Source organism: Klebsiella huaxiensis (assembly GCF_003261575.2).
Taxonomy (GTDB): Bacteria; Pseudomonadota; Gammaproteobacteria; order Enterobacterales; family Enterobacteriaceae; genus Klebsiella; species Klebsiella huaxiensis.
In genome coordinates this window covers 2,421,124-2,440,534 of record NZ_CP036175.1, presented here as the reverse complement: position 1 = coordinate 2,440,534, position 19,411 = coordinate 2,421,124, and the positions used below count along the sequence as shown (strand labels likewise).

General features: G+C 55.5%; 21 protein-coding genes. 7 read left to right on the top strand and 14 right to left on the bottom strand.

The genetic code is table 11. From position 1 onward, the window contains the following. Nucleotides 1-3: 3 nt before the first annotated feature. The 4 genes from DA718_RS11635 to nasR all read right to left on the bottom strand — a co-directional run bounded on the left by DA718_RS11635 (nt 4) and on the right by nasR (nt 4,382). Nucleotides 4-792: an ABC transporter ATP-binding protein gene (locus DA718_RS11635; protein WP_112213380.1), complete on the bottom strand. Its 789-nt coding sequence runs from the start codon at nt 790-792 to the stop codon at nt 4-6. 10 nt (nt 793-802) lie between these two features. After that, nucleotides 803-1,687, bottom strand: coding sequence for a nitrate ABC transporter permease (gene ntrB, locus DA718_RS11630; protein ID WP_112213379.1), 885 nt, complete (start codon nt 1,685-1,687; stop codon nt 803-805). A gap of 1 nt (nt 1,688) precedes the next feature. Continuing rightward, nucleotides 1,689-2,945, bottom strand: a complete 1,257-nt coding sequence (locus DA718_RS11625) for a CmpA/NrtA family ABC transporter substrate-binding protein (protein WP_112213500.1) — start codon at nt 2,943-2,945, stop codon at nt 1,689-1,691. 246 nt (nt 2,946-3,191) lie between these two features. Beyond that, nucleotides 3,192-4,382, bottom strand: coding sequence for a nitrate regulatory protein NasR (gene nasR / locus DA718_RS11620; protein ID WP_112213378.1), 1,191 nt, complete (start codon nt 4,380-4,382; stop codon nt 3,192-3,194). Nucleotides 4,383-4,450: 68 nt separating this feature from the next. Here nasR and DA718_RS11615 point away from each other — a divergent pair, with 68 nt between their 5' ends. Both DA718_RS11615 and DA718_RS11610 read left to right on the top strand, forming a co-directional pair. Continuing rightward, nucleotides 4,451-4,804, top strand: a complete 354-nt coding sequence (locus tag DA718_RS11615) for a DsrE/DsrF/TusD sulfur relay family protein (protein ID WP_112213377.1) — start codon at nt 4,451-4,453, stop codon at nt 4,802-4,804. A gap of 239 nt (nt 4,805-5,043) precedes the next feature. Then, a complete protein-coding gene (locus DA718_RS11610; protein WP_110274189.1) occupies nt 5,044-5,286 on the top strand; it encodes a DUF1883 domain-containing protein in 243 nt (80 codons plus the stop codon). A 36-nt stretch (nt 5,287-5,322) separates the two neighbouring features. Here DA718_RS11610 and DA718_RS11605 read toward each other — a convergent pair whose 3' ends face one another. Both DA718_RS11605 and chaB read right to left on the bottom strand, forming a co-directional pair. Further along, on the bottom strand, nt 5,323-6,003 hold the full coding sequence (locus tag DA718_RS11605) for a gamma-glutamylcyclotransferase (protein WP_112213376.1): 681 nt from the start codon (nt 6,001-6,003) through the stop codon (nt 5,323-5,325). Between the two features lie 150 nt (nt 6,004-6,153). Continuing rightward, nucleotides 6,154-6,384 (bottom strand): putative cation transport regulator ChaB, encoded by a 231-nt coding sequence (gene chaB, locus DA718_RS11600; protein ID WP_112213375.1) that lies wholly within the window; start codon nt 6,382-6,384, stop codon nt 6,154-6,156. A gap of 265 nt (nt 6,385-6,649) precedes the next feature. Between chaB and chaA the strand changes: the two genes are divergently transcribed. Next, entirely contained in the window at nt 6,650-7,750 is a 1,101-nt protein-coding gene (gene chaA, locus DA718_RS11595) for a sodium-potassium/proton antiporter ChaA (RefSeq protein WP_112213374.1), read from the top strand. A 90-nt stretch (nt 7,751-7,840) separates the two neighbouring features. Here the strand turns inward: chaA and kdsA are convergent, their stop codons facing one another. The 6 genes from kdsA to hemA are packed head-to-tail and all read right to left on the bottom strand — an operon-like array spanning nt 7,841 to nt 13,162. After that, the gene (gene kdsA / locus DA718_RS11590; RefSeq protein WP_112213373.1) at nt 7,841-8,695 is read right to left on the bottom strand and encodes a 3-deoxy-8-phosphooctulonate synthase; all 855 of its coding nucleotides are present in this window, start codon (nt 8,693-8,695) and stop codon (nt 7,841-7,843) included. 39 nt (nt 8,696-8,734) lie between these two features. Further along, nucleotides 8,735-9,547, bottom strand: a complete 813-nt coding sequence (sirB1, locus tag DA718_RS11585; protein WP_112213372.1) for an invasion regulator SirB1 — start codon at nt 9,545-9,547, stop codon at nt 8,735-8,737. Between the two features lie 3 nt (nt 9,548-9,550). Continuing rightward, complete coding sequence (sirB2, locus tag DA718_RS11580) at nt 9,551-9,943, bottom strand: invasion regulator SirB2 (RefSeq protein ID WP_112213371.1); 393 nt, start codon at nt 9,941-9,943, stop codon at nt 9,551-9,553. Next, on the bottom strand, nt 9,930-10,781 hold the full coding sequence (gene prmC, locus DA718_RS11575; protein ID WP_112213370.1) for a peptide chain release factor N(5)-glutamine methyltransferase: 852 nt from the start codon (nt 10,779-10,781) through the stop codon (nt 9,930-9,932). Before prmC ends, sirB2 begins: the two co-directional genes overlap by 14 nt. After that, nucleotides 10,781-11,863: a peptide chain release factor 1 gene (prfA, locus tag DA718_RS11570; protein WP_112213369.1), complete on the bottom strand. Its 1,083-nt coding sequence runs from the start codon at nt 11,861-11,863 to the stop codon at nt 10,781-10,783. The genes prmC and prfA overlap by 1 nt, the downstream gene beginning before the upstream one ends. A 42-nt stretch (nt 11,864-11,905) precedes the next feature. Beyond that, nucleotides 11,906-13,162: a glutamyl-tRNA reductase gene (gene hemA / locus DA718_RS11565; RefSeq protein WP_112213368.1), complete on the bottom strand. Its 1,257-nt coding sequence runs from the start codon at nt 13,160-13,162 to the stop codon at nt 11,906-11,908. Between the two features lie 273 nt (nt 13,163-13,435). Here hemA and lolB point away from each other — a divergent pair, with 273 nt between their 5' ends. The 4 genes from lolB to dauA all read left to right on the top strand — a co-directional run bounded on the left by lolB (nt 13,436) and on the right by dauA (nt 17,830). Beyond that, a complete protein-coding gene (gene lolB, locus DA718_RS11560) occupies nt 13,436-14,047 on the top strand; it encodes a lipoprotein insertase outer membrane protein LolB (RefSeq protein WP_112213367.1) in 612 nt (203 codons plus the stop codon). Further along, complete coding sequence (gene ispE / locus DA718_RS11555) at nt 14,047-14,895, top strand: 4-(cytidine 5'-diphospho)-2-C-methyl-D-erythritol kinase (protein WP_167492870.1); 849 nt, start codon at nt 14,047-14,049, stop codon at nt 14,893-14,895. Before lolB ends, ispE begins: the two co-directional genes overlap by 1 nt. A gap of 183 nt (nt 14,896-15,078) precedes the next feature. Further along, nucleotides 15,079-16,026, top strand: coding sequence for a ribose-phosphate diphosphokinase (gene prs / locus DA718_RS11550; protein WP_110274385.1), 948 nt, complete (start codon nt 15,079-15,081; stop codon nt 16,024-16,026). A 124-nt stretch (nt 16,027-16,150) separates the two neighbouring features. Beyond that, nucleotides 16,151-17,830, top strand: coding sequence for a C4-dicarboxylic acid transporter DauA (dauA, locus tag DA718_RS11545; RefSeq protein ID WP_112213365.1), 1,680 nt, complete (start codon nt 16,151-16,153; stop codon nt 17,828-17,830). On the opposite strand, the gene DA718_RS11540 is transcribed toward dauA, so the two are convergent. Together DA718_RS11540 and ychH are read right to left on the bottom strand one after the other, a co-directional pair. Continuing rightward, nucleotides 17,831-18,877 (bottom strand): MerR family transcriptional regulator, encoded by a 1,047-nt coding sequence (locus DA718_RS11540; protein ID WP_112213364.1) that lies wholly within the window; start codon nt 18,875-18,877, stop codon nt 17,831-17,833. A gap of 204 nt (nt 18,878-19,081) precedes the next feature. Further along, a complete protein-coding gene (gene ychH / locus DA718_RS11535) occupies nt 19,082-19,357 on the bottom strand; it encodes a stress-induced protein YchH (RefSeq protein WP_004103160.1) in 276 nt (91 codons plus the stop codon). Nucleotides 19,358-19,411 lie beyond the last annotated feature (54 nt).

The following is a 19,411-nucleotide window of genomic DNA, read 5'->3' as shown; positions in this document are numbered from 1 at the left end:
TCCCTATGCCGCTTTGGGTTGTTTTTCATAGAGGAAATGCAGGATCTGCTGGCGCAGATGGTGATAGCGGCCGTCGTCCGCCAACTGCACGCGGTTACGCGGGCGCGGCAGATTGACATCGAGGATCTCCCCAACCGTCGCCGCCGGGCCGTTGGTCATCATCAGTACCCTGTCGGAAAGCAGCACCGCTTCATCAACATCGTGGGTAATCATCACGATAGTGGTATTCAGCGACTGCTGGATCTGCATTACCGCGTCCTGTAAATGCGCCCGGGTCAGGGCATCGAGTGCGCCAAAGGGTTCATCCAGCAGCAGCACTTTCGGCTTCATTGCCAGCGCCCGGGCGATACCGACGCGCTGCTTCATCCCGCCGGAAATTTCCCCCGGACGCTTATGCAAAGCGTGCCCCATCTGCACGCGCTCAAGGTTGTGCTCAATCCACTCTTTGCGTTCGGCTTTGCTCATGCTGCGACGAAAGACCTGATCCACCGCCAGCGCCACGTTGTCAAAGCAGGTCAGCCACGGCAGCAGGGAGTGGTTCTGGAACACCACCGCGCGTTCCGGCCCCGGCCCGGCGATTTCACGGTTGTCGCACAGCAGACCGCCTTCCGTCGGCAGGGTTATCCCGGCAATCAGATTCAGCAGGGTTGATTTGCCGCAGCCGGAGTGGCCAATCAGGCTAATGGTTTCCCCTTCATAGATGTCGAAGGAGACATTCTGCAATGCGAGGAATTCACCGCTGGCGGTGTTGAAGCGCTGGCTGACGCCCTGGACCTGAATTAATGGTTTCATTTGCGACTCCTTATTTTTCCTGCCAGCTAAAACGACGGGCGAGCAACATCAGCCCCTGTTCCAGCAGTAACCCGACCACGCCGATGATGACGATGGCGATGATGATGTTTTCTACGTTGAGGTTGTTCCACTCGTTCCAGATCCAGAAGCCGATCCCTAAGCCACCGGTGAGCATTTCAGCGGCGACGATCACCAGCCAGGCGATGCCGATGGAGAGACGAACCCCGGTCAGCACGGCGGGCAATACCGCCGGAAAGAGGATCTTGCGCATCACCGTCCATTCGGAAAGCTGCAGCACGCGGGCCACATTGAGGTAATCCTGCGGAATGCGCCGTACGCCCTCGGCAGTGTTAATCACCATCGGCCAGATAGAGCAGATAAAAATGGTCCAGCTAGAAGCGGGTTCCGCTTTCTGGAACAGCAACAGGCCAATGGGCAACCAGGCCAGCGGACTGACCGGACGCAACAGGGCAATCAGCGGGTTAAACATCCGGGCGAAGAATACTGAGCGGCCAATCAGGAAGCCCAACGGAATACCCGCCAGCGCGGCGAGGCCAAACCCTATCGCCACGCGCTGCAACGATGCCAGCACGTTCCAGCCGATCCCCATATCATTCGGTCCGTCCTGATAAAACGGGTCAGCAAAGATCGTCAGCGCAGAATCCAGAGTACTGAGCGGGGTCGGGAAACCTTTGCTGTTCATCGCCGCCAGCTGCCAGCCCAGCAGTAATAACCCCAGCCCGAGCAGCGGCGGCAGCAGGCGCTGAGTCGTATCACGCAGCCAGCGCCTGACGGGAGGCGTGGTTTTGCGCACCTGCACCGGCGGCAGAGTAATGACTTCGCCGGGCGTTTTCTCTGCGTTGTCCTGCGGTTGCGTTTTATATGCGTGTTTCATCTCATGCCCCCTTACGTTGAATCGCGAAACTGCGGGCGTAGCCTTCCGGGTCAACCCCATTCCAGACCTTGCCGTCCAGCAATGTGCTACTGCGCAGCAGTTGCGTTGGCGTGCTGATACCGCCCACCGCCTGCGCGGCCTCTTTCCAGACGTCAATACGGTTAATACGCTGGGCCACCGCCTGATAATCCGGCGCCGATTTCAGTAATCCCCAGCGGCGGAATTGGGTCAAAAACCACATCCCGTCCGAGAGCCACGGGAAGCTCACTTCGCCCTGCGCGTAGAAACGCATCGGGTGCGCATCCTGCCAGTGGCGACCGATACCGTTGTCGTACTCACCGAGCATGCGTCCGGTGAGGTACTGCTCTTTGGTGTTCAGCCATGCGCGCCTGGCGAGGATCCGCGCCGTTTCACGGGTGTTATCCGCCGAGGCTTCAATCCAGCGCTGAGCCTCCATCACCGCTGCCACCAGCGCGCGCGCGGTATTGGGATTGCGCTCAACCCATTCGCTGCGGGTACCGAGAATTTTTTCCGGATGTTCCGGCCAGATATCCTGAGAGGTGGCGGCGGTAAAGCCGATGCGATCGTTAATGGCGCGCGCGTTCCACGGCTCACCGACGCAGAAACCGCTCATATTGCCGATGCGCATGTTCATCACCATTTGCGGTGGCGGCACGACAACCGTGCGGATATCTTCGAATGGGTTAATTCCGCCGCTTGCCAGCCAGTAGTAGAGCCACATCGCGTGGGTACCGGTAGGGAAGGTGTGGGCGAAGGTGTAGCTGCCCGGCGCGCTCTGGCCGATCATTTTTTTCAGCCCGCTAAGGTCGGTGACGCCCTTCTCTTGTAGCTCGCTGGAAAGGGTAATGGCCTGACCATTGCGGTTAAGGGTCATCAGATTGGCCATCGCCTGCGGTTTACTGGCGATGCCCAGTTCGAGGCCGTAAAGCATGCCGTACAGAATGTGCGCGGCGTCCAGCTCTCCGGCGACCAGCTTGTCACGCACCGCCGCCCAACTGGCCTCTTTGCTCGGCACGAGGGTAATGCCGTGCTTTTTATCAAACCCCTTCAGGGAGGCAATGGCTAAGGGCGCGCAGTCGGTCAGTGGAATAAAACCCACCCGCACGGTGGTCTGTTCCGGCTTATCCGAACCTGCCGCCCACGCCGCCTGCATCATGCCGGGCAGCAGCATTGCGCCGCCCAGCGCGGCCCCTGACTGTAATAAACGCCGCCGTGAAATCGAAAACTTATCGCCCATAACCGCTCCAGAAACGCGCAAAAAAAAGCGCCCGGCAGTGCTTACGCACTGCAGGACGCCTTTATCCATGGACACACGCACCGCCATTGGCCCGTTGCCCAAAACTTTTATTCACTCATTTTATCAAATGCAAAGCCGATGCCAGAATTGCACATGCCCATTTTCCGTACTTTTCACGGCCAATGCTGGCGATTTCACGGTAAAAATGCACCGTCGTCTGGCAGCAAATGCCCACTGATTGTGCATCTACTCCTTTGGAGTTACCTGCCATAACGACTTCACCGTCAGCAGCGCGCGGGCTATCTCTACCATACGCTGATTCTTATCCATCGCCATTTTGCGTAGCGCCTGCCAGGCCTGCTCCTCCTGCATTCCCTGGTGAGCCATCAGCACGCTTTTGGCTTTTTCAATCAGTTTGCGCTCTTCCAGCGCATCCTTTAACGATGCCAGTTGTCCGGAGAGCTGTTGCAGCTCGTGGGCCTGCTGGCGAACCAGCGGCAACAGCTGTTTATCCAGCCTATGGGTGACGCTGTCGCTGACATCCGCCTCCTGCCAGTCAGTTGGTGGGGCTTGTTCTTCTTCCAGCAGAGCATCGGTCGCGTTAAGCAAGTCAACAATCAGCAGCTCTTCCACTCCGCGCAGCTGCTCCAGGCGCTGAGTCTGGGCGCAAAACCAGCGCAATGCCGTTTCGCCATCATCCGCAGGAGGTTGGCGAGTGCAGGCAATACGCCGCAGCTGTTCGATTTCCAGGCTGGCCTGACACTGTTCAGCAAACAGGGTCGTTTGCGGGGGATGAGCCAAGGCCTGGAAGCTGTCAAAGCAAGGCTGCTGACCGTCAATACGGTCCACCAGCTGCTGGCGCAGCTCACCGCTAAACTGCCCGCGAGCAAAGCCCAACGCCCCCAGCGCACGCTCCTGCCCGGCCAGCTCTTTCCCTTGCATAAAGCTGTAGAGTGCCACCATGCGCCCGGCGATTTGCGGATCGTCGATGCTGTCATTGAGCTGCGGGACAATATTCAACAGATGGCGGATGATAAGGCTAAATTGCCCCGTCGCCTCCTCGGCGGCAATTTTCTGACCGCGCACGCGCTCGCGTAGGACCGTTAGCTGCGTCAAGTACCAGACCGCGCTGGCGATACGCCAGCACAGCGCGCTGCTGGCTGAGCTACGGGCTGGGTCAAGCGCCGCATAGAATAGCGTTAATTGCTCATCCACCAGCGCCGCACCCGCCCGGCACTCCGCGGCGTAAAGTCGGCCTCCCGAGCACAACCAGATGTTTGACGCACCTCGCTCACACTGAAGCATATGCACCAGAGCACTTATTTGACTTGCCAGTTCCCCCTGCTGCGCCAGCTGATGCAACTGCTGTCTCTGCAATCGACGCGCTCGTGCAAACCAGTCGCCCGCCTCGGGCGCATTGCCAGCCATATTATTCATACCCCTCTCCCGGGTTAACGCTTTATACTTCAACCAAGCAATAACCGTGCCTTATAGAAGGAGTCCTTATGCAACGTGTTGTGATTATCGCTAACGGTGCCGCCTACGGCAGTGAATCTCTTTTCAATAGCCTGCGTCTGGCTATCGCTCTGCGCGAGCAGCAATCTGACCTCGAACTCAAGCTGTTTTTAATGTCCGATGCGGTCACTGCCGGTCTGCGCGGCCAGAAACCGACAGAAGGCTACAACATTCAGCAGATGCTGGAGATCCTCACCGCGCAAAACGTGCCGGTGAAGCTGTGTAAGACCTGCGCCGATGGCCGAGGAATCAGCACGTTACCGCTGATTGACGGCGTGGAGATTGGTACGCTTGTTGAACTGGCGCAGTGGACGCTGGCGGCGGATAAAGTCCTGACCTTCTGAATAATCTCTTTTAAACGGGATTAAATATCAGGCTGGCGGCGTTTATTGATGGAAAAACAATGCCAGCTGAATGCTTTCAGGAACAACGTCATTTTTGTTTAATCTTTACTCCTTTTGTTGATCAAAATCAGCATCTGCATCCCTCCCCTTTGGTGTTATGCATAGACCAAAGTGTGAACCATATCACGCGTGGAAATGGGCAGGCAGGACGCTGTAGACAGAAACGGGGTTGAGATTAAATGGCAATGGTAAAAGCAAGTTTAACGTTGTTTGGTGGTGATACGTTGGTGGTGCGTTGTTCCGAACGCTGCCACATTCACCTGATGAGCGCCAAAGTTCCTGGCGATAGTCATGCGGATATTCTGAGTGTGCAGGACAGAGATAGCGCGTATCTGACCGTACCTTACAATGGTACCTGGAACGTTCTCATCGATAGCCACAGCCAGTCGCTGGAGCACTCAATCAGCTACGTTCCCGCCTGATAGCAAACGCCCGGTTTTCCCCCGGGCGCTTCATTCTTAAGCCAGCCCAGGCTGGCTATTATCCCCAAGCAGATTACGCACCTTGCTGACCAGGTCATCAAGGCAGTCATCGTGCATGCCGAGCTTGCACAGCTCCTGCTCAAGGGAGAACAGATACTGGGCATTGGTGCCAAGCGGCCCGCTGGCGCGTGCTATCAGCGGCGCAATGACCTGGGCGCTGGTGTCCGCTTCATAGAGCGGGTGGCGCGGGTCCATAATAAAGACTAATGCGTTGACCGTGCGGCCGTCATCCAGCTCCAGCTTGCACCAGGTCGGCAGATAGCAGCCGGTGATCATCTCCCGCTTCCATAGAAGCGTCAGCTCTTCATCCAGGGTTTCATCGGGCAGGCGGTAGGCCACGCCAGTGGTGCGCCCGCCCTCTTTCAGCGCCAGCATGCGGCCCGGCTGGTTTGCGCTACCGCGCCCGGCGGTGAGTCGCAGGCAAAACGCGCGATGCCAGCCCGGCAGCGTGCCGGTACAGGATTCACGGTATTCAAGCGCCGGGTTCCACATCAGGGAACCATAGCCAAAGATCCATACCGAGCCATCGTCCGGACGGCAGGCCAGGGTCGCCGCCAAAGAGGCTGCCCGTTGCTCTGCCGACCAGAGAAGCGATTCCTCAATAGCGCCAAACGCTGTTTTACAATCCGCATTCAGTAAGAAATCACGAGTTAACACTTTCTACTACCTCCACCACTGCCCGCTTCCCGGCGATTATCTGATGCCATCCATGAAATATTGCCGAATTATTATCCAGCTTTATTTGACAATAAGCAATGAACGCCCGCTGGGCAAGGGCTCAGGCAGCAGATGTCGCAGTAAAAGCGATTATTTCTTCTTATGCCACTTATCGTCATCGCCTTTTTCATAATCATTTTTTACCGCCGCCCAGGCGACCTTATGCGCCGTTTCTTCACGGCTGGCGTCATCTCGTCGGTCTTCTTTGTGTTTGTACTGATCCCACGCGCTGTTAAACGCTTCTTTATAGATCTCCTGGGCATGTGCGGGCAGGACGTGCTGAACGCTCTCGGGTAATTCACTTTTGCTGCGATAAGGCATGATGACCTCCAGATTGCGTATGAATATTAAGTCTGGAAGGTGATTTTCTGGTTGGCAAGGCGATAGATAAATGAGAAAGATATTTTAGTAATCATCTGAATAATAAATACAAAACAACAGTAACCGCAGTTTATGGCAATCTATCAGTTTTATAAGGCAAGAGTGGTAAATTTAAGTAAAAAAACAAATTACTTTCATCAATGTCTGTTATTTTATTAACTTACGGTATCTATAATTATAACACCTGCACACTTGGAGATGGTTCATGACCGAAGCACATGAGGCGGTAAAAACCCGCCACAAGGAGACCACCCTCGCCTTTCCGGTTCTGGCGCTGGCGGTGCTGTTTTTTTTGGGAAGCAGCCAGTCACTGCCAGTGGTCATTGCAATAAATATTCTGGCGTTGGTCGGGATCCTGAGCAGCGCATTTAGCGTAGTACGCCACGCCGACGTTCTGGCGCATCGCCTCGGCGAACCCTATGGCTCGTTAATTTTGAGCCTCTCGGTGGTTATTCTTGAAGTTAGCCTGATTTCTGCATTAATGGCCACCGGCGACGCCGCGCCAACGCTGATGCGCGACACGCTTTATTCGATCATTATGATCGTCACCGGCGGTCTGGTGGGCTTTTCACTACTTCTTGGTGGGCGTAAATTTGCCACCCAATATATGAATCTGTTCGGCATTAAACAGTACTTAATCGCCCTGTTCCCACTGGCGATTATCGTGCTGGTTTTCCCGATGGCGCTACCGGGGGCCAACTTCACCACCGGACAGGCTTTGCTGGTGGCGCTGATATCTGCTGGAATGTATGGTGTATTTCTGCTGATTCAGACCAAAACCCACCAGAGCCTGTTTATTTACGAGCACGAAGATGACAGCGACGACGACGACCCGCATCATGGCAAACCGTCAGCGCATAGCAGCAAGTGGCATACCGCCTGGCTGCTGGTCCACCTGGTTGCGGTTATCGCCGTCACCAAGATGAACGCCAATCCACTGGAGACTTTGCTGACCAGCATGAACGCGCCGGTGGCCTTTACCGGCTTCCTGGTCGCCCTGCTGATCCTCTCCCCGGAAGGCCTCGGTGCGCTAAAAGCGGTACTGAACAACCAGGTTCAGCGGGCGATGAACCTGTTCTTCGGTTCGGTGCTGGCAACGATTTCCCTGACGGTACCGGTGGTAACGCTAATCGCTATCCTCACCGGCAACGAACTACTCTTTGGCCTTGGCGCGCCGGAGATGGTGGTGATGGTCGCCTCGTTGGTGCTATGCCATATTTCCTTCTCTACCGGGCGCACCAATGTACTCAACGGCGCGGCGCACCTGGCGCTATTTGCCGCCTACCTGATGACTATTTTTGCCTGACTTTTCCCCGGCAGCGTAAGCTTGCCGGGATCATTAAAAAAGCCTGCCGGTTTTGCAACGGGCAGGCTTTTGTCATATCAGGGGCGGCAATTACTTGCTGGTATCCAGCTCATCAAAGCCTTTGACCAGATCGTCGATGGCTTTCATTTGCTTGAGGAACGGTTCCAGTTTATCCAGCGGCAGCGCGGACGGACCGTCGCATTTCGCGTGTTCAGGATCCGGGTGTGCTTCGATGAACAGACCGGCGATACCCACCGCCATACCTGCACGCGCCAGTTCAGCAACCTGTGCACGACGACCGCCTGAGGCCGCGCCAAACGGGTCACGACACTGTAGCGCGTGGGTCACATCAAAGATAACCGGTGAGTTGTTGGATGATTTTTTCATCACCCCAAAGCCCAGCATATCGACAACCAGGTTGTCGTAGCCGAAGTTAGCACCGCGATCGCACAGAATAATCTGGTCGTTACCGCCTTCGATAAATTTATCGACGATGTTACCCATCTGGCCCGGGCTCACGAACTGCGGTTTCTTAACGTTAATGACCGCACCGGTTTTCGCCATCGCTTCGACCAGGTCAGTCTGGCGCGCCAGGAACGCTGGCAACTGGATAACGTCAACCACATCAGCAACCGGCTGCGCCTGGCTGGCTTCGTGGACATCGGTGATGATTTTCACACCAAAAGTCTGTTTCAGCTCCTGGAAAATCTTCATCCCTTCTTCCAGACCCGGCCCACGATAGGAGTGGATGGAAGAACGGTTAGCTTTATCAAAAGAGGCTTTGAATACGTATGGGATACCCAGCTTCTGCGTGACGGTCACGTAGTGCTCGCAGATGCGCATCGCGAGATCGCGGGATTCCAGCACGTTCATCCCACCAAACAGAACGAATGGCAGGTCGTTTGCTACGTCGATATCACCAATGCTAACCACTTTTTGTTTCATAAGTTCGCCTTATCAGGGTGTAACCGGAATGGTTTCAGACTAATGCAATGTAATTTGTTTATGCGAAATGGTGTTGATCTGCGCACGGATCATTTCGCTGATCGGGTCTTCCGGGCACTGCTCCACGAAGTAGTTGAGATCCTGCAATGCCACATGATCGCACTCAAGCTGGGCGTAAATCAGTCCACGATCGCGAATTTCATACGGGTCTTCTGGATTGAACTGCAAGAGCGCCTCGCTGGTGCCTAACGCCAGTTCCATCTGCCGCTCTTCCATCAGGGCTGATTTCAGAGTATCAAGCAGTTTGTGGATCACTTCTGCGTTATCAGCCTCATCAAGATCCTCATTAAACAATTCGGCAAGCGGACTAATATTGCCCTTCAGCCAGACCTCCAGAGTGTGCTCGTTCAGGGTTTCGCCATTGAACGGGTTGATAAGCCACATCTCTTCACTCTCTTCGGGATCGGCGCGAAGCAGCATCTGCGTTGGGAAAATCACCGGTACAACCGGCAGAGACAGACGCTGAGCAATCCACAACAGGACAGCACCTAACGACACCGCGCTGCCCTGTCGGTTGTTCAGAACCTTATCAATCCACAGGGCATCGGACAGGCGGTAGACGCCATGGGATGCGCTGAATCCCCAGTCCTTGTAAAAAAGTTCCAGCAAACGCTCGATCTGGCGTTCCTGATCCCAGGAAGAAGCAATCTCCTCCTGCGCCAGACCTAGCAACCGCTCCAGTTCATCCTGCACATAGTGCGTCGGAAAATCGTCGCGGATTAATTCAGAAATGAGGACCATGCCGTCACATAACGGCGCTTTATTAAATTCGAAATCAGCTAACGACCTCATGCCTTACCCCAGTAACGGTATTCTTGTGATGGCGAGTTGAATAATGATAAACAACACCACCAGGGCCAGCAGAAAGGCAACAAACCGGCTCTGCTGACTGCGCGGGCGACGACGGCCCAGCGCGATAAATCCCAATGCGATATAAATGATAACGCCAAACAGCTTTTCAGTCAGCCATGTACCGTCCTCGGTGAACGGCAGATAGTGCGTTATTGCCATTAACCCGGCGCCGCTGAGAAACAGCAGCGTATCGCTACAGTGCGGCACAATGCGCACCCAGCGCTGATCGAGCAGGCGGTTACCGCTCCAGCTCCACCAGTAACGTAAAACGAACAGACTGACTGAGACCACCACGCAGGCAATATGCAGATACAGCACCGCGCTAAACAGATTCATGCGTCCCTCCCGGTATCAGCCCCAACGTTAGACGTTCGTTATCTCCGTAATCGCGGCAGGTGGAAACATTGTGGTACCCGGCCTCGCGAAATAACTCGCGCATCGCTTTACCCTGCGTCCAGCCATGTTCCAGCAACATAACGCCGCCGGGGACGAGGAAATGACGGCCTTCACGAATAATATGCGCCAAATCGGCAAGCCCACTGTCGGCAGCAACCAGCGCCGTTTTTGGCTCAAAGCGCACATCGCCCTGTTCAAGATGCGGGTCGGTTTCGTCGATATAGGGGGGATTACTGACTATCATGTCGAATTGCTGCCCGGCGAGCGCGCTGAACCAGTTGCTTTGCCGCACGGTGACGTTATCGATAGCGAGATGAGCGACGTTGCGCTCGGCCAGCGCAACCGCATCAGGCATAAAGTCGACGGCTGTCAGCAGGCAGTCCGGGCGTTCGCTGGCTAACGCCAGTGCGATAGCGCCGGTGCCGGTACCGAGATCGAGGATCCGGCACGGTGCCCCAGGCAATCGCTCCAGAGCCTGCTCAACCAGACATTCGGTGTCCGGGCGCGGAATAAGCGTCGCCGGGGAGACAAACAACGGCAGCGACCAGAACTCGCGCTGACCGACCAGGTGAGCCACCGGCTCACCCTGCGTGCGACGGCTGAGCAGCGTTTCCAGCTCGGATGACTGTTGCTCTGTCAACGTCGTTTCGTCAAACGCGAGAATAAAAGTCCGCGCTTTGCCGGTCACGTGACCGAGCAAGATTTCGGCATCCCGGCGCGGGCTTTCGCTTTGACTCAGGCGGGTTATGGCCTGGGTCAACCACTGCTGAAAAGTCATCATTCCTGCTCGGAAAGCGCTGCCAGCTGATCGGCCTGATATTCCTGGACGATCGGCTCAATCAACATATCCAGCTTACCTTCCATCGCCTCATCCAGACGGTAAAGCGTCAGGTTAATGCGGTGATCGGTAACGCGCCCCTGCGGATAGTTATAGGTGCGGTTACGATCGCTGCGATCGCCGCTTCCCAACAGGTTACGGCGCTCGGAGGCTTCCGCCTGCTGGCGTTTAGCCACTTCCGCAGCGCGAATACGCGCGCCCAGCACCGACAGCGCTTTGGCTTTGTTTTTGTGCTGGGAACGTTCGTCCTGGCACTCAACGACGATACCAGTCGGCAAGTGGGTAATACGGATAGCCGAATCGGTGGTGTTAACGTGCTGACCACCCGCCCCGGAAGAGCGGAAGGTATCAATACGCAGATCGCCCGCGTTAATTTCCGGCATTTCGGCTTCCGGCAGCTCCGGCATCACCGCCACGGTACAGGCAGAAGTATGGATACGGCCCTGAGACTCGGTTGCCGGTACGCGTTGAACGCGATGGCCGCCAGATTCGAACTTCAGGCGACCATAGACGCCATCGCCGCTGATCTTAGCAATCACTTCTTTAAAACCACCATGTTCGCCTTCGTTAGCGCTCATGATTTCCACACGCCAGCGGCGGGCTTCGGCATAACGAGTGTACATACGGAACAGATCGCCGGCAAACAACGCAGCTTCATCACCGCCGGTACCGGCGCGCACTTCGACAAAAGCGTTACGTTCGTCATCCGGATCTTTTGGCAGCAGCAGAACCTGCAGCTGCTGTTCCATCTGCTCGCCTTTTTCTTTCGCTTCACGCAGCTCTTCCTGCGCCATTTCGCGCATTTCCGGGTCGTCGAGCATCATCTGCGCAGTTTCAATATCATCCTGCAACTGACGCCAGTCGGTATAGCAACGAGCCACGTCGCTCAGCTGTGCGTACTCTCGCGATAATGCGCGAAATTTATCTTGATCGGCGATAGTCGCAGCGTCGCCGAGCAGCGCCTGAACTTCCTCGTGGCGCTCGTAAAGAGCTTCCAGTTTGGCAACAATAGAAGGCTTCATAGGCGTGAAATCACCCTGTTCTAAAAAAGAGAGAAAGGTGCGCTATTCCAGCCCGAGGCTGTTGCGCAGAATATGCAGGCGTTCATCATCCCCGTCACGGGCAGCCTGCTGAAGAGATTTGGTTGGCGAGTGGATCAGGCGGTTAGTCAACTTACGCGCCAGGTCCTGCATGATTTCCTGCGCATCGCCACCCTGGCTCAGCGCAGCAAGCGCCTTCGCCGTCAGCTCGTCGCGGACCAGCTCAGCCTGAGAACGATATTCGCGGATAGTCTCGCTGGCGCTCTGGGCACGCAGCCAGGCCATAAACTCGCTGGTTTCCTGCTCGACAATGGTTTCAGCCTGCACCGCCGCGGCTTTTCGCTGCGCCAGATTATGCTGAATGATGTTTTGTAGATCGTCCACACTATAGAGATAGGCGTTCGCCAGCTTGCCAACTTCGGGTTCAACATCACGCGGTACCGCGATATCTACCAGCAGCATCGGCTGATTGCGGCGCGCCTTCAGCGCGCGCTCCACCATCCCTTTGCCGATAATGGGCAGCGGGCTGGCGGTAGAGCTAATAATAATGTCGGCTTCTTTCAAACGTTCGTCGATATCACTCAGGGAGATGACCTCTGCGCCGACTTCATCGGCCAGCGCCTGAGCACGCTCGCGGGTACGGTTGGCAATCACCATCTTGCGCACCTTGTGCTCACGCAAATGGCGGGCCACCAGTTCGATGGTTTCCCCGGCGCCGACCAGCAGCACCGTGACGCTTGAAAGTGATTCAAAGATTTGACGCGCCAGAGTACAGGCAGCAAACGCGACGGAGACCGCGCTGGCACCAATATCGGTTTCGGTCCGCACGCGTTTGGCCACCGAGAACGACTTCTGGAACATGCGCTCCAGTTCACTGACGTTCAGATGCCCGCGGCTGGAATCGGCAAAGGCTTTTTTCACCTGACCGAGGATCTGCGGTTCGCCAAGCACCAGCGAGTCCAGCCCGCTGGCAACGCGCATCAAATGGCTGACCGCATCGTTATCCTGGTGCCAATAGAGGCTTTTACGCAGTTCGTCTTCATTCAGGCCGTGATAGTCACACAGCCAGCGGATCAGGACTTCCTGGAGGTTATCCTGCTCCTCAACGCTAAGGTAAAGTTCCGTACGGTTGCAGGTCGACAACACCACCCCGCCCTGCACCATTGGCTGAGCCAGCAAGCTCTCCAGCGCCTGGTCGAGCGTATCCGGCGAAAACGTTACGCGTTCTCGCAGCGCTACCGGGGCTGTTTTGTGATTAATGCCAAGAGCTAAAAGGGTCATTGTGAGGGAGTAGTACCAGCGTTGCTAAGGTTAGTCTGGGGGCATCATACAGGATGCGCGTAATCAATAAAAGAGAGCCTCCCCTTTTGGAGTAATAGCTAATCAGTAATAGCCATTAACGGTAATTTTTTGATTTCAGACAACTTGAACGTAGACGCTACCGCCCGGCGACGCTAGCATTAAAGGTTATTATTGTAACCCGCTACACAAATCGGCCGCGACTTTATCCCATTCGCCGTATTTCACTGTAGACATCAAGGATTTGTCATCATTATGAATCGACTGTTCCGCCTGTTGCCGCTGGCCAGCCTCGTTCTGACCGCCTGTACGATTAACGCTCCGCAAGGACCAGGTAAAAGCCCTGACGCTCCGCAGTGGCGTCAGCACCAGCAAGATGTCCGCAATCTCAATCAGTTCCAGACACGCGGCGCTTTTGCTTACCTCTCAGATGAACAAAAAGTGTATGCCCGTTTCTTCTGGCAGCAGACCGGCCAGGACCGCTATCGTCTGCTGCTGACTAACCCGCTCGGCAGCACAGAACTGTCGTTGACCGCGCAGCCGGGCAGCGTGCAGATGATTGACAATAAAGGACAGACCTACACCGCGACCGATGCAGAAGAGATGATTGGCCGCCTGACCGGCATGCCGATTCCGCTCAACAGCCTGCGTCAGTGGATTATTGGCCTGCCTGGCGAAGCTACCGACTACTCGCTTGATGATCAGTACCGCCTGCGCGAGCTGAACTACACGCAAAACGGCAAGACCTGGCATGTCACCTATAGCGGCTACACCACTGATACGAAACCCTCACTTCCGGTCAATATGGAACTCAACAACGGCAGTCAGCGCATCAAGCTGAAAATGGATAACTGGATTGTGAAATGATGACCCGCTGGCCCTCTCCTGCGAAGCTGAATCTGTTTTTGTACATTACCGGACTGCGTGCCGATGGTTATCACACGCTGCAGACGCTGTTTCAGTTCCTTGATTATGGCGACACGTTGACCATCGAACCGCGTGATGATGGTCAATTGCGCCTGCTGACGCCGGTGGACGGCGTGCCGGATGATGAGAACCTGATTATCCGCGCGGCAAGGTTATTAATGCAGGCAGCCTCTGAGCGCGGGACCCTGCCCGCAGGCAGCGGCGCCGACATCAGCATCGATAAGATTCTCCCCATGGGCGGCGGTCTCGGCGGCGGCTCGTCCAACGCGGCCACCGTACTGGTGGCGCTCAATCATTTATGGGGCTGCCATCTTTCAGAAGATGAACTGGCCGCTTTAGGTTTGCAGCTAGGTGCTGACGTACCGGTGTTCGTTCGCGGTCATGCGGCTTTTGCCGAAGGCGTGGGTGAAATCCTGACGCCGGTAGAGCCAGAAGAAAAGTGGTATCTGGTAGCGCATCCGGGGGTCAGCATCCCCACACCGATCATTTTTCGCGATCCGGAACTTCCTCGTGATACCCCGAGCAGGTCAATTAATACGTTATTAAAATGTAAATTCGGCAATGATTGCGAGGTTATCGCAAGAAAACGTTTTCGCGAGGTTGATGCGGCGCTTTCCTGGCTGCTAGAATATGCGCCGTCGCGCCTGACTGGTACCGGTGCATGTGTGTTTGCTGAATTTGACACTGAATCCGCCGCTCGTCAGGTGCTTAAAAAAGCCCCGGCATGGCTGCATGGCTTTGTAGCGCGAGGTGTTAACATCTCTCCGCTCAAGCAATCGCTGCTCTAAGTCCTGCTGAATTTAGCAAAAAACGGCGAGTACGCCGGGGATACTGAGTTACGGTGACAACGTCACCCTGTTCCAGACGTTGCATCGAGCTCTTTAAATACACCGCCTGGATGGAATCGTGCCGACCCGCACAGTTTTTGGCCCGTTTCATCCACCACTGGACGCATGCCTGAGGTTCTTCTCGTGCCTGATATGAAGCTTTTTGCTGGTAACGCTACCCCGGAACTAGCACAACGTATTGCCAACCGCCTGTACACTTCTCTTGGCGACGCCGCTGTAGGTCGTTTTAGCGACGGCGAAGTCAGCGTACAAATCAATGAAAACGTACGCGGTGGTGATATTTTCATCATCCAGTCCACTTGTGCTCCCACCAATGACAACCTGATGGAATTGGTTGTTATGGTTGATGCTCTGCGTCGTGCTTCGGCAGGTCGTATCACCGCTGTTATCCCCTACTTCGGTTATGCTCGCCAGGACCGTCGTGTTCGTTCTGCTCGCGTACCTATCACCGCAAAAGTGGTTGCCGACTTCCTGTCCAGCGTTGGCGTCGACCGTGTCCTGACCGTTGATCTGCATGCAGAACAAATTCAGGGCTTCTTTGATGTTCCGGTTGATAACGTATTCGGCAGCCCAATCCTGCTGGAAGACATGCTGCAGCTGAATCTGGATAACCCAATTGTGGTTTCTCCGGACATCGGCGGCGTCGTTCGTGCTCGTGCTATTGCCAAGCTGCTGCACGATACCGACATGGCTATTATCGACAAACGTCGCCCGCGCGCTAACGTCTCTCAGGTGATGCACATCATCGGTGACGTCGCTGGTCGTGACTGCGTGATGGTTGACGATATGATTGATACTGGCGGTACCCTGTGTAAAGCAGCAGAAGCACTGAAAGAACGTGGCGCTAAACGCGTATTCGCTTACGCAACGCACCCGATCTTCTCAGGTAATGCTATCCAGAATATCCAAAACTCTGTGATTGACGAATTCGTCGTCTGCGATACCATTCCACTGGCACCAGAAATCAAAGCGCTGGCAAAAGTTCGTACTCTGACGCTGTCTGGCATGCTGGCCGAAGCGATTCGTCGTATCAGCAACGAAGAATCCATCTCTGCCATGTTCGAACACTAATCGAGCCCGGCATAAAAACCCGCTGCGGCGGGTTTTTTTGTCTCTAAACCTAATTTGTATGATTAATGCCTCCTTCACCTGCCATTCAGTTGACAGATGATGCGCTCATGGATGAAACATTATTGTGAATAGATTATTTTCCTCACATGTGATGCCTTTCCGCGCCCTCATCGACGCTTGCTGGAAAGAAAAATATACCGCATCGCGATTTACCCGTGATGTCATTGCCGGGATTACCGTCGGGATCATCGCCATTCCTCTGGCGATGGCGCTGGCAATAGGCAGCGGCGTAGCACCGCAGTACGGTCTCTATACCTCGGCGGTGGCGGGGATCGTGATTGCATTAACCGGCGGCTCACGCTTCAGCGTTTCCGGGCCAACTGCCGCTTTCGTGGTCATCCTGTACCCGGTTTCGCAGCAGTTTGGCCTTGCGGGACTGCTGGTGGCGACGTTAATGTCGGGGGTGTTTTTAATTCTTTTCGGCCTGGCACGCTTTGGTCGCCTGATTGAGTACATCCCGCTGTCGGTCACGCTCGGTTTTACCTCCGGGATTGGTATCACCATTGGTACCATGCAGATTAAAGATTTCCTCGGCCTACAGATGGCCCACGTGCCTGAACATTATTTGCAGAAAGTCGGTGCTCTGTTTATGGCCCTGCCGACGATTAACCTCGGTGATGCGGCTATTGGCGTGGTCACGCTAGGGATCTTAATTTTCTGGCCGCGCCTGGGGATCCGTCTTCCAGGCCACCTTCCAGCTCTATTGGCAGGCTGTGCGGTGATGGGCGTAGTTAACCTGGTTGGCGGCCACGTCGCCACTATCGGCTCTCAGTTCCACTATATTCTCGCCGACGGCAGCCAGGGCAACGGTATTCCGCAACTGCTGCCGCAGTTGGTTCTGCCGTGGGATATGCCCGGTTCGGACTTTACGCTCAGTTGGGCCTCGCTGCAGGCACTGCTCCCGGCGGCGTTTTCGATGGCTATGCTCGGGGCGATTGAATCGCTGCTCTGCGCCGTGGTATTGGATGGCATGACCGGCACCAAGCATAAAGCCAATAGTGAACTGATTGGCCAGGGCCTTGGCAACATCGTTGCTCCGTTCTTCGGCGGTATTACGGCCACTGCCGCCATTGCCCGTTCAGCAGCAAACGTCCGTGCTGGCGCAACCTCACCTGTTTCCGCCGTGATCCACGCCCTGCTGGTGATCATGGCGCTACTGGTCCTCGCGCCGCTGCTTTCCTGGCTGCCGCTTTCCGCGATGGCGGCGCTGCTGCTGATGGTGGCATGGAATATGAGCGAGGCGCATAAGGTTGTGAACTTACTGCGTCACGGCCCGAAAGACGACATTATCGTACTGCTGATGTGTATGTCGCTGACCGTGCTGTTTGATATGGTTATCGCCATCAGCGTTGGTATCGTGCTGGCCTCACTGCTGTTTATGCGCCGGATTGCGCGCATGACTCGTCTCGCGCCGGTCAACGTTGAAGTGCCTGACGATGTGTTGGTGCTACGCGTGATAGGGCCACTGTTCTTCGCTGCCGCTGAGGGGTTGTTTACCGATCTGGAAACACGGGTTGAAGGTAAACGTATCGTTGTGCTGAAGTGGGATGCGGTGCCGGTGCTGGATGCAGGTGGGCTTGATGCCTTCCAGCGCTTTGTCAATAAGCTGCCGGAAGGCTGTGAGCTGCGCGTCTCTAACCTCGAGTTTCAACCGCTGCGTACTTTGGCGCGCGCAGGCGTTAAACCGATTGCGGGTCGCCTGAGCTTTTACCCGGATCGTAACGCCGCGCTGGCGGACATTTAATTACCTGGCGGCAGGCCCCTGTGCCTGCCGCATCATCACCCCTATAGCCTGCTGAAGCCAGGCAAGCACCTCCGGAGTCATCCACGTTCCCTTCATCAAATGCGGCTCCTGCTCCATCGCGTTGCGAAATTTCTGTTGAGTTTGCGGGTTATCTCCGGCGTAAGATTGAAACAACGCCAGCCAGCGTTGTGCAAGATGCTGTCCTTGCGATGAAGCTGGTTTCAGCTGTTCGCGACACGCATAATGCAGATCGGCCACCAGCGCCGGCCATTCCATCAGCCGATCGAAATAGTGCTGCCGGGTAAACGCCAGCTCCTCGGCGTTCAGATAGCGCGCCCAGATCTCCAGCTTACTTTCCGCAAAAGCGTGAGTGATAAAGTCAATGATCTGCGGGGTAACGCCGGTTTGTTCGCACATCTGTGGTTCGGCGGCATGCATTTCATTCAGCCGGGTCAAAAATTCAGGTCGTCCGGCGGTATCCTGCTCTAACTGTTCCATCCAGCGTGTCGCCAGACTCATCGCCTGAGGGGCATCTGCCGGGCATTGCTTGCGCATTAATCCCTGAACTTCATTAACCAGCGCCCGCCAGGCTTGATTACGTTGCTCATCCTGCTCCGCGAACGGCAGCACCTGTAGTTCCTGTTGACTAAACCAGCGATCGTACATTTTCATTAGCTCCAGCATCTGTAGCCAGGACTCCAGATCGGGGTCGCTTCCCCTGTCTAACTCATCGCGCAGCAGCGCCAGCCGTTCGCGTAGCGTTGAGATGGTTTGTAGCTGCCGATCAAGAGTGGTTATCTGCTTGACCAGCAGGTCAGACAGCGAGAAAGCATCCCTGGCGAGATAGTCCTTAATAGTGGCGAGTTCCAGCCCGGCCTGAGCCAACACCTTGATCATATGCAGCCGCTGAACGGCCGCCAGATTGTATAGCCGGTAACCCGCCGCGCTTCTGGCTGAAGGGGTCAGCAATCCTGTTTGTTCATAGTGATGTAGCGTGCGAACGGTTATTCCGGCACGCTTCGCCAGTTCTCCCACCTGAATTAACATGACTGCTCCTTTCGTTTACCAGTGACGCCACTCTGCTGTCTGACGTTACGTCAGGGTCAAGTGCTAAGTATACGAATTTGGATCGCGCCGTAGTATTCGAAAAGGGTAACGGAAAGGGAATTTAGACAACAATAGAGGAATAGCCTGCCCAGGCTATGATAGAACGCACCAGCCGTCATGAACGGCTGGCGGAATGGAATTCACTCAGCTGTGGCGATGCTGATCGCGGCGGCAGCGTTTGTCGTAGTGACGAACCCACCAATATCTGTCGCTGACCTGTTCATGGCCGCCGATACGCGCACCTGCCAGCCACAGAACCGCGCCGACAAAAATGCTTAAGATTGCGCCATGCGCAAAAAACTGCGGCAGGTCAAGCTGCGGAAGCTGGTTTAGAATAGAGTAACCAACGCCGACAACCATGACGACCAACCCCAACCCCATCAGCACATTACCGAGTAACGAAGCGTTTCTGCGTTTCATATGTCACCTCCGGAACCTTGGGTTGCATGGGAATATCCCCAAATCTTGTAGGTA

Coding starts and splice junctions, on each gene's coding strand:
- DA718_RS11635 (WP_112213380.1), bottom strand. CDS start 792: ATGAAACCATTAATTCAGGTCCAGGGCGTCAGCCAGCGCTTCAACACC.
- ntrB (WP_112213379.1), bottom strand. CDS start 1,687: ATGAAACACGCATATAAAACGCAACCGCAGGACAACGCAGAGAAAACG.
- DA718_RS11625 (WP_112213500.1), bottom strand. CDS start 2,945: ATGGGCGATAAGTTTTCGATTTCACGGCGGCGTTTATTACAGTCAGGG.
- nasR (WP_112213378.1), bottom strand. CDS start 4,382: ATGAATAATATGGCTGGCAATGCGCCCGAGGCGGGCGACTGGTTTGCA.
- DA718_RS11615 (WP_112213377.1), top strand. CDS start 4,451: ATGCAACGTGTTGTGATTATCGCTAACGGTGCCGCCTACGGCAGTGAA.
- DA718_RS11610 (WP_110274189.1), top strand. CDS start 5,044: ATGGCAATGGTAAAAGCAAGTTTAACGTTGTTTGGTGGTGATACGTTG.
- chaB (WP_112213375.1), bottom strand. CDS start 6,384: ATGCCTTATCGCAGCAAAAGTGAATTACCCGAGAGCGTTCAGCACGTC.
- chaA (WP_112213374.1), top strand. CDS start 6,650: ATGACCGAAGCACATGAGGCGGTAAAAACCCGCCACAAGGAGACCACC.
- kdsA (WP_112213373.1), bottom strand. CDS start 8,695: ATGAAACAAAAAGTGGTTAGCATTGGTGATATCGACGTAGCAAACGAC.
- sirB1 (WP_112213372.1), bottom strand. CDS start 9,547: ATGAGGTCGTTAGCTGATTTCGAATTTAATAAAGCGCCGTTATGTGAC.
- sirB2 (WP_112213371.1), bottom strand. CDS start 9,943: ATGAATCTGTTTAGCGCGGTGCTGTATCTGCATATTGCCTGCGTGGTG.
- prmC (WP_112213370.1), bottom strand. CDS start 10,781: ATGACTTTTCAGCAGTGGTTGACCCAGGCCATAACCCGCCTGAGTCAA.
- prfA (WP_112213369.1), bottom strand. CDS start 11,863: ATGAAGCCTTCTATTGTTGCCAAACTGGAAGCTCTTTACGAGCGCCAC.
- hemA (WP_112213368.1), bottom strand. CDS start 13,162: ATGACCCTTTTAGCTCTTGGCATTAATCACAAAACAGCCCCGGTAGCG.
- lolB (WP_112213367.1), top strand. CDS start 13,436: ATGAATCGACTGTTCCGCCTGTTGCCGCTGGCCAGCCTCGTTCTGACC.
- ispE (WP_167492870.1), top strand. CDS start 14,047: ATGACCCGCTGGCCCTCTCCTGCGAAGCTGAATCTGTTTTTGTACATT.
- DA718_RS11540 (WP_112213364.1), bottom strand. CDS start 18,877: ATGTTAATTCAGGTGGGAGAACTGGCGAAGCGTGCCGGAATAACCGTT.
- ychH (WP_004103160.1), bottom strand. CDS start 19,357: ATGAAACGCAGAAACGCTTCGTTACTCGGTAATGTGCTGATGGGGTTG.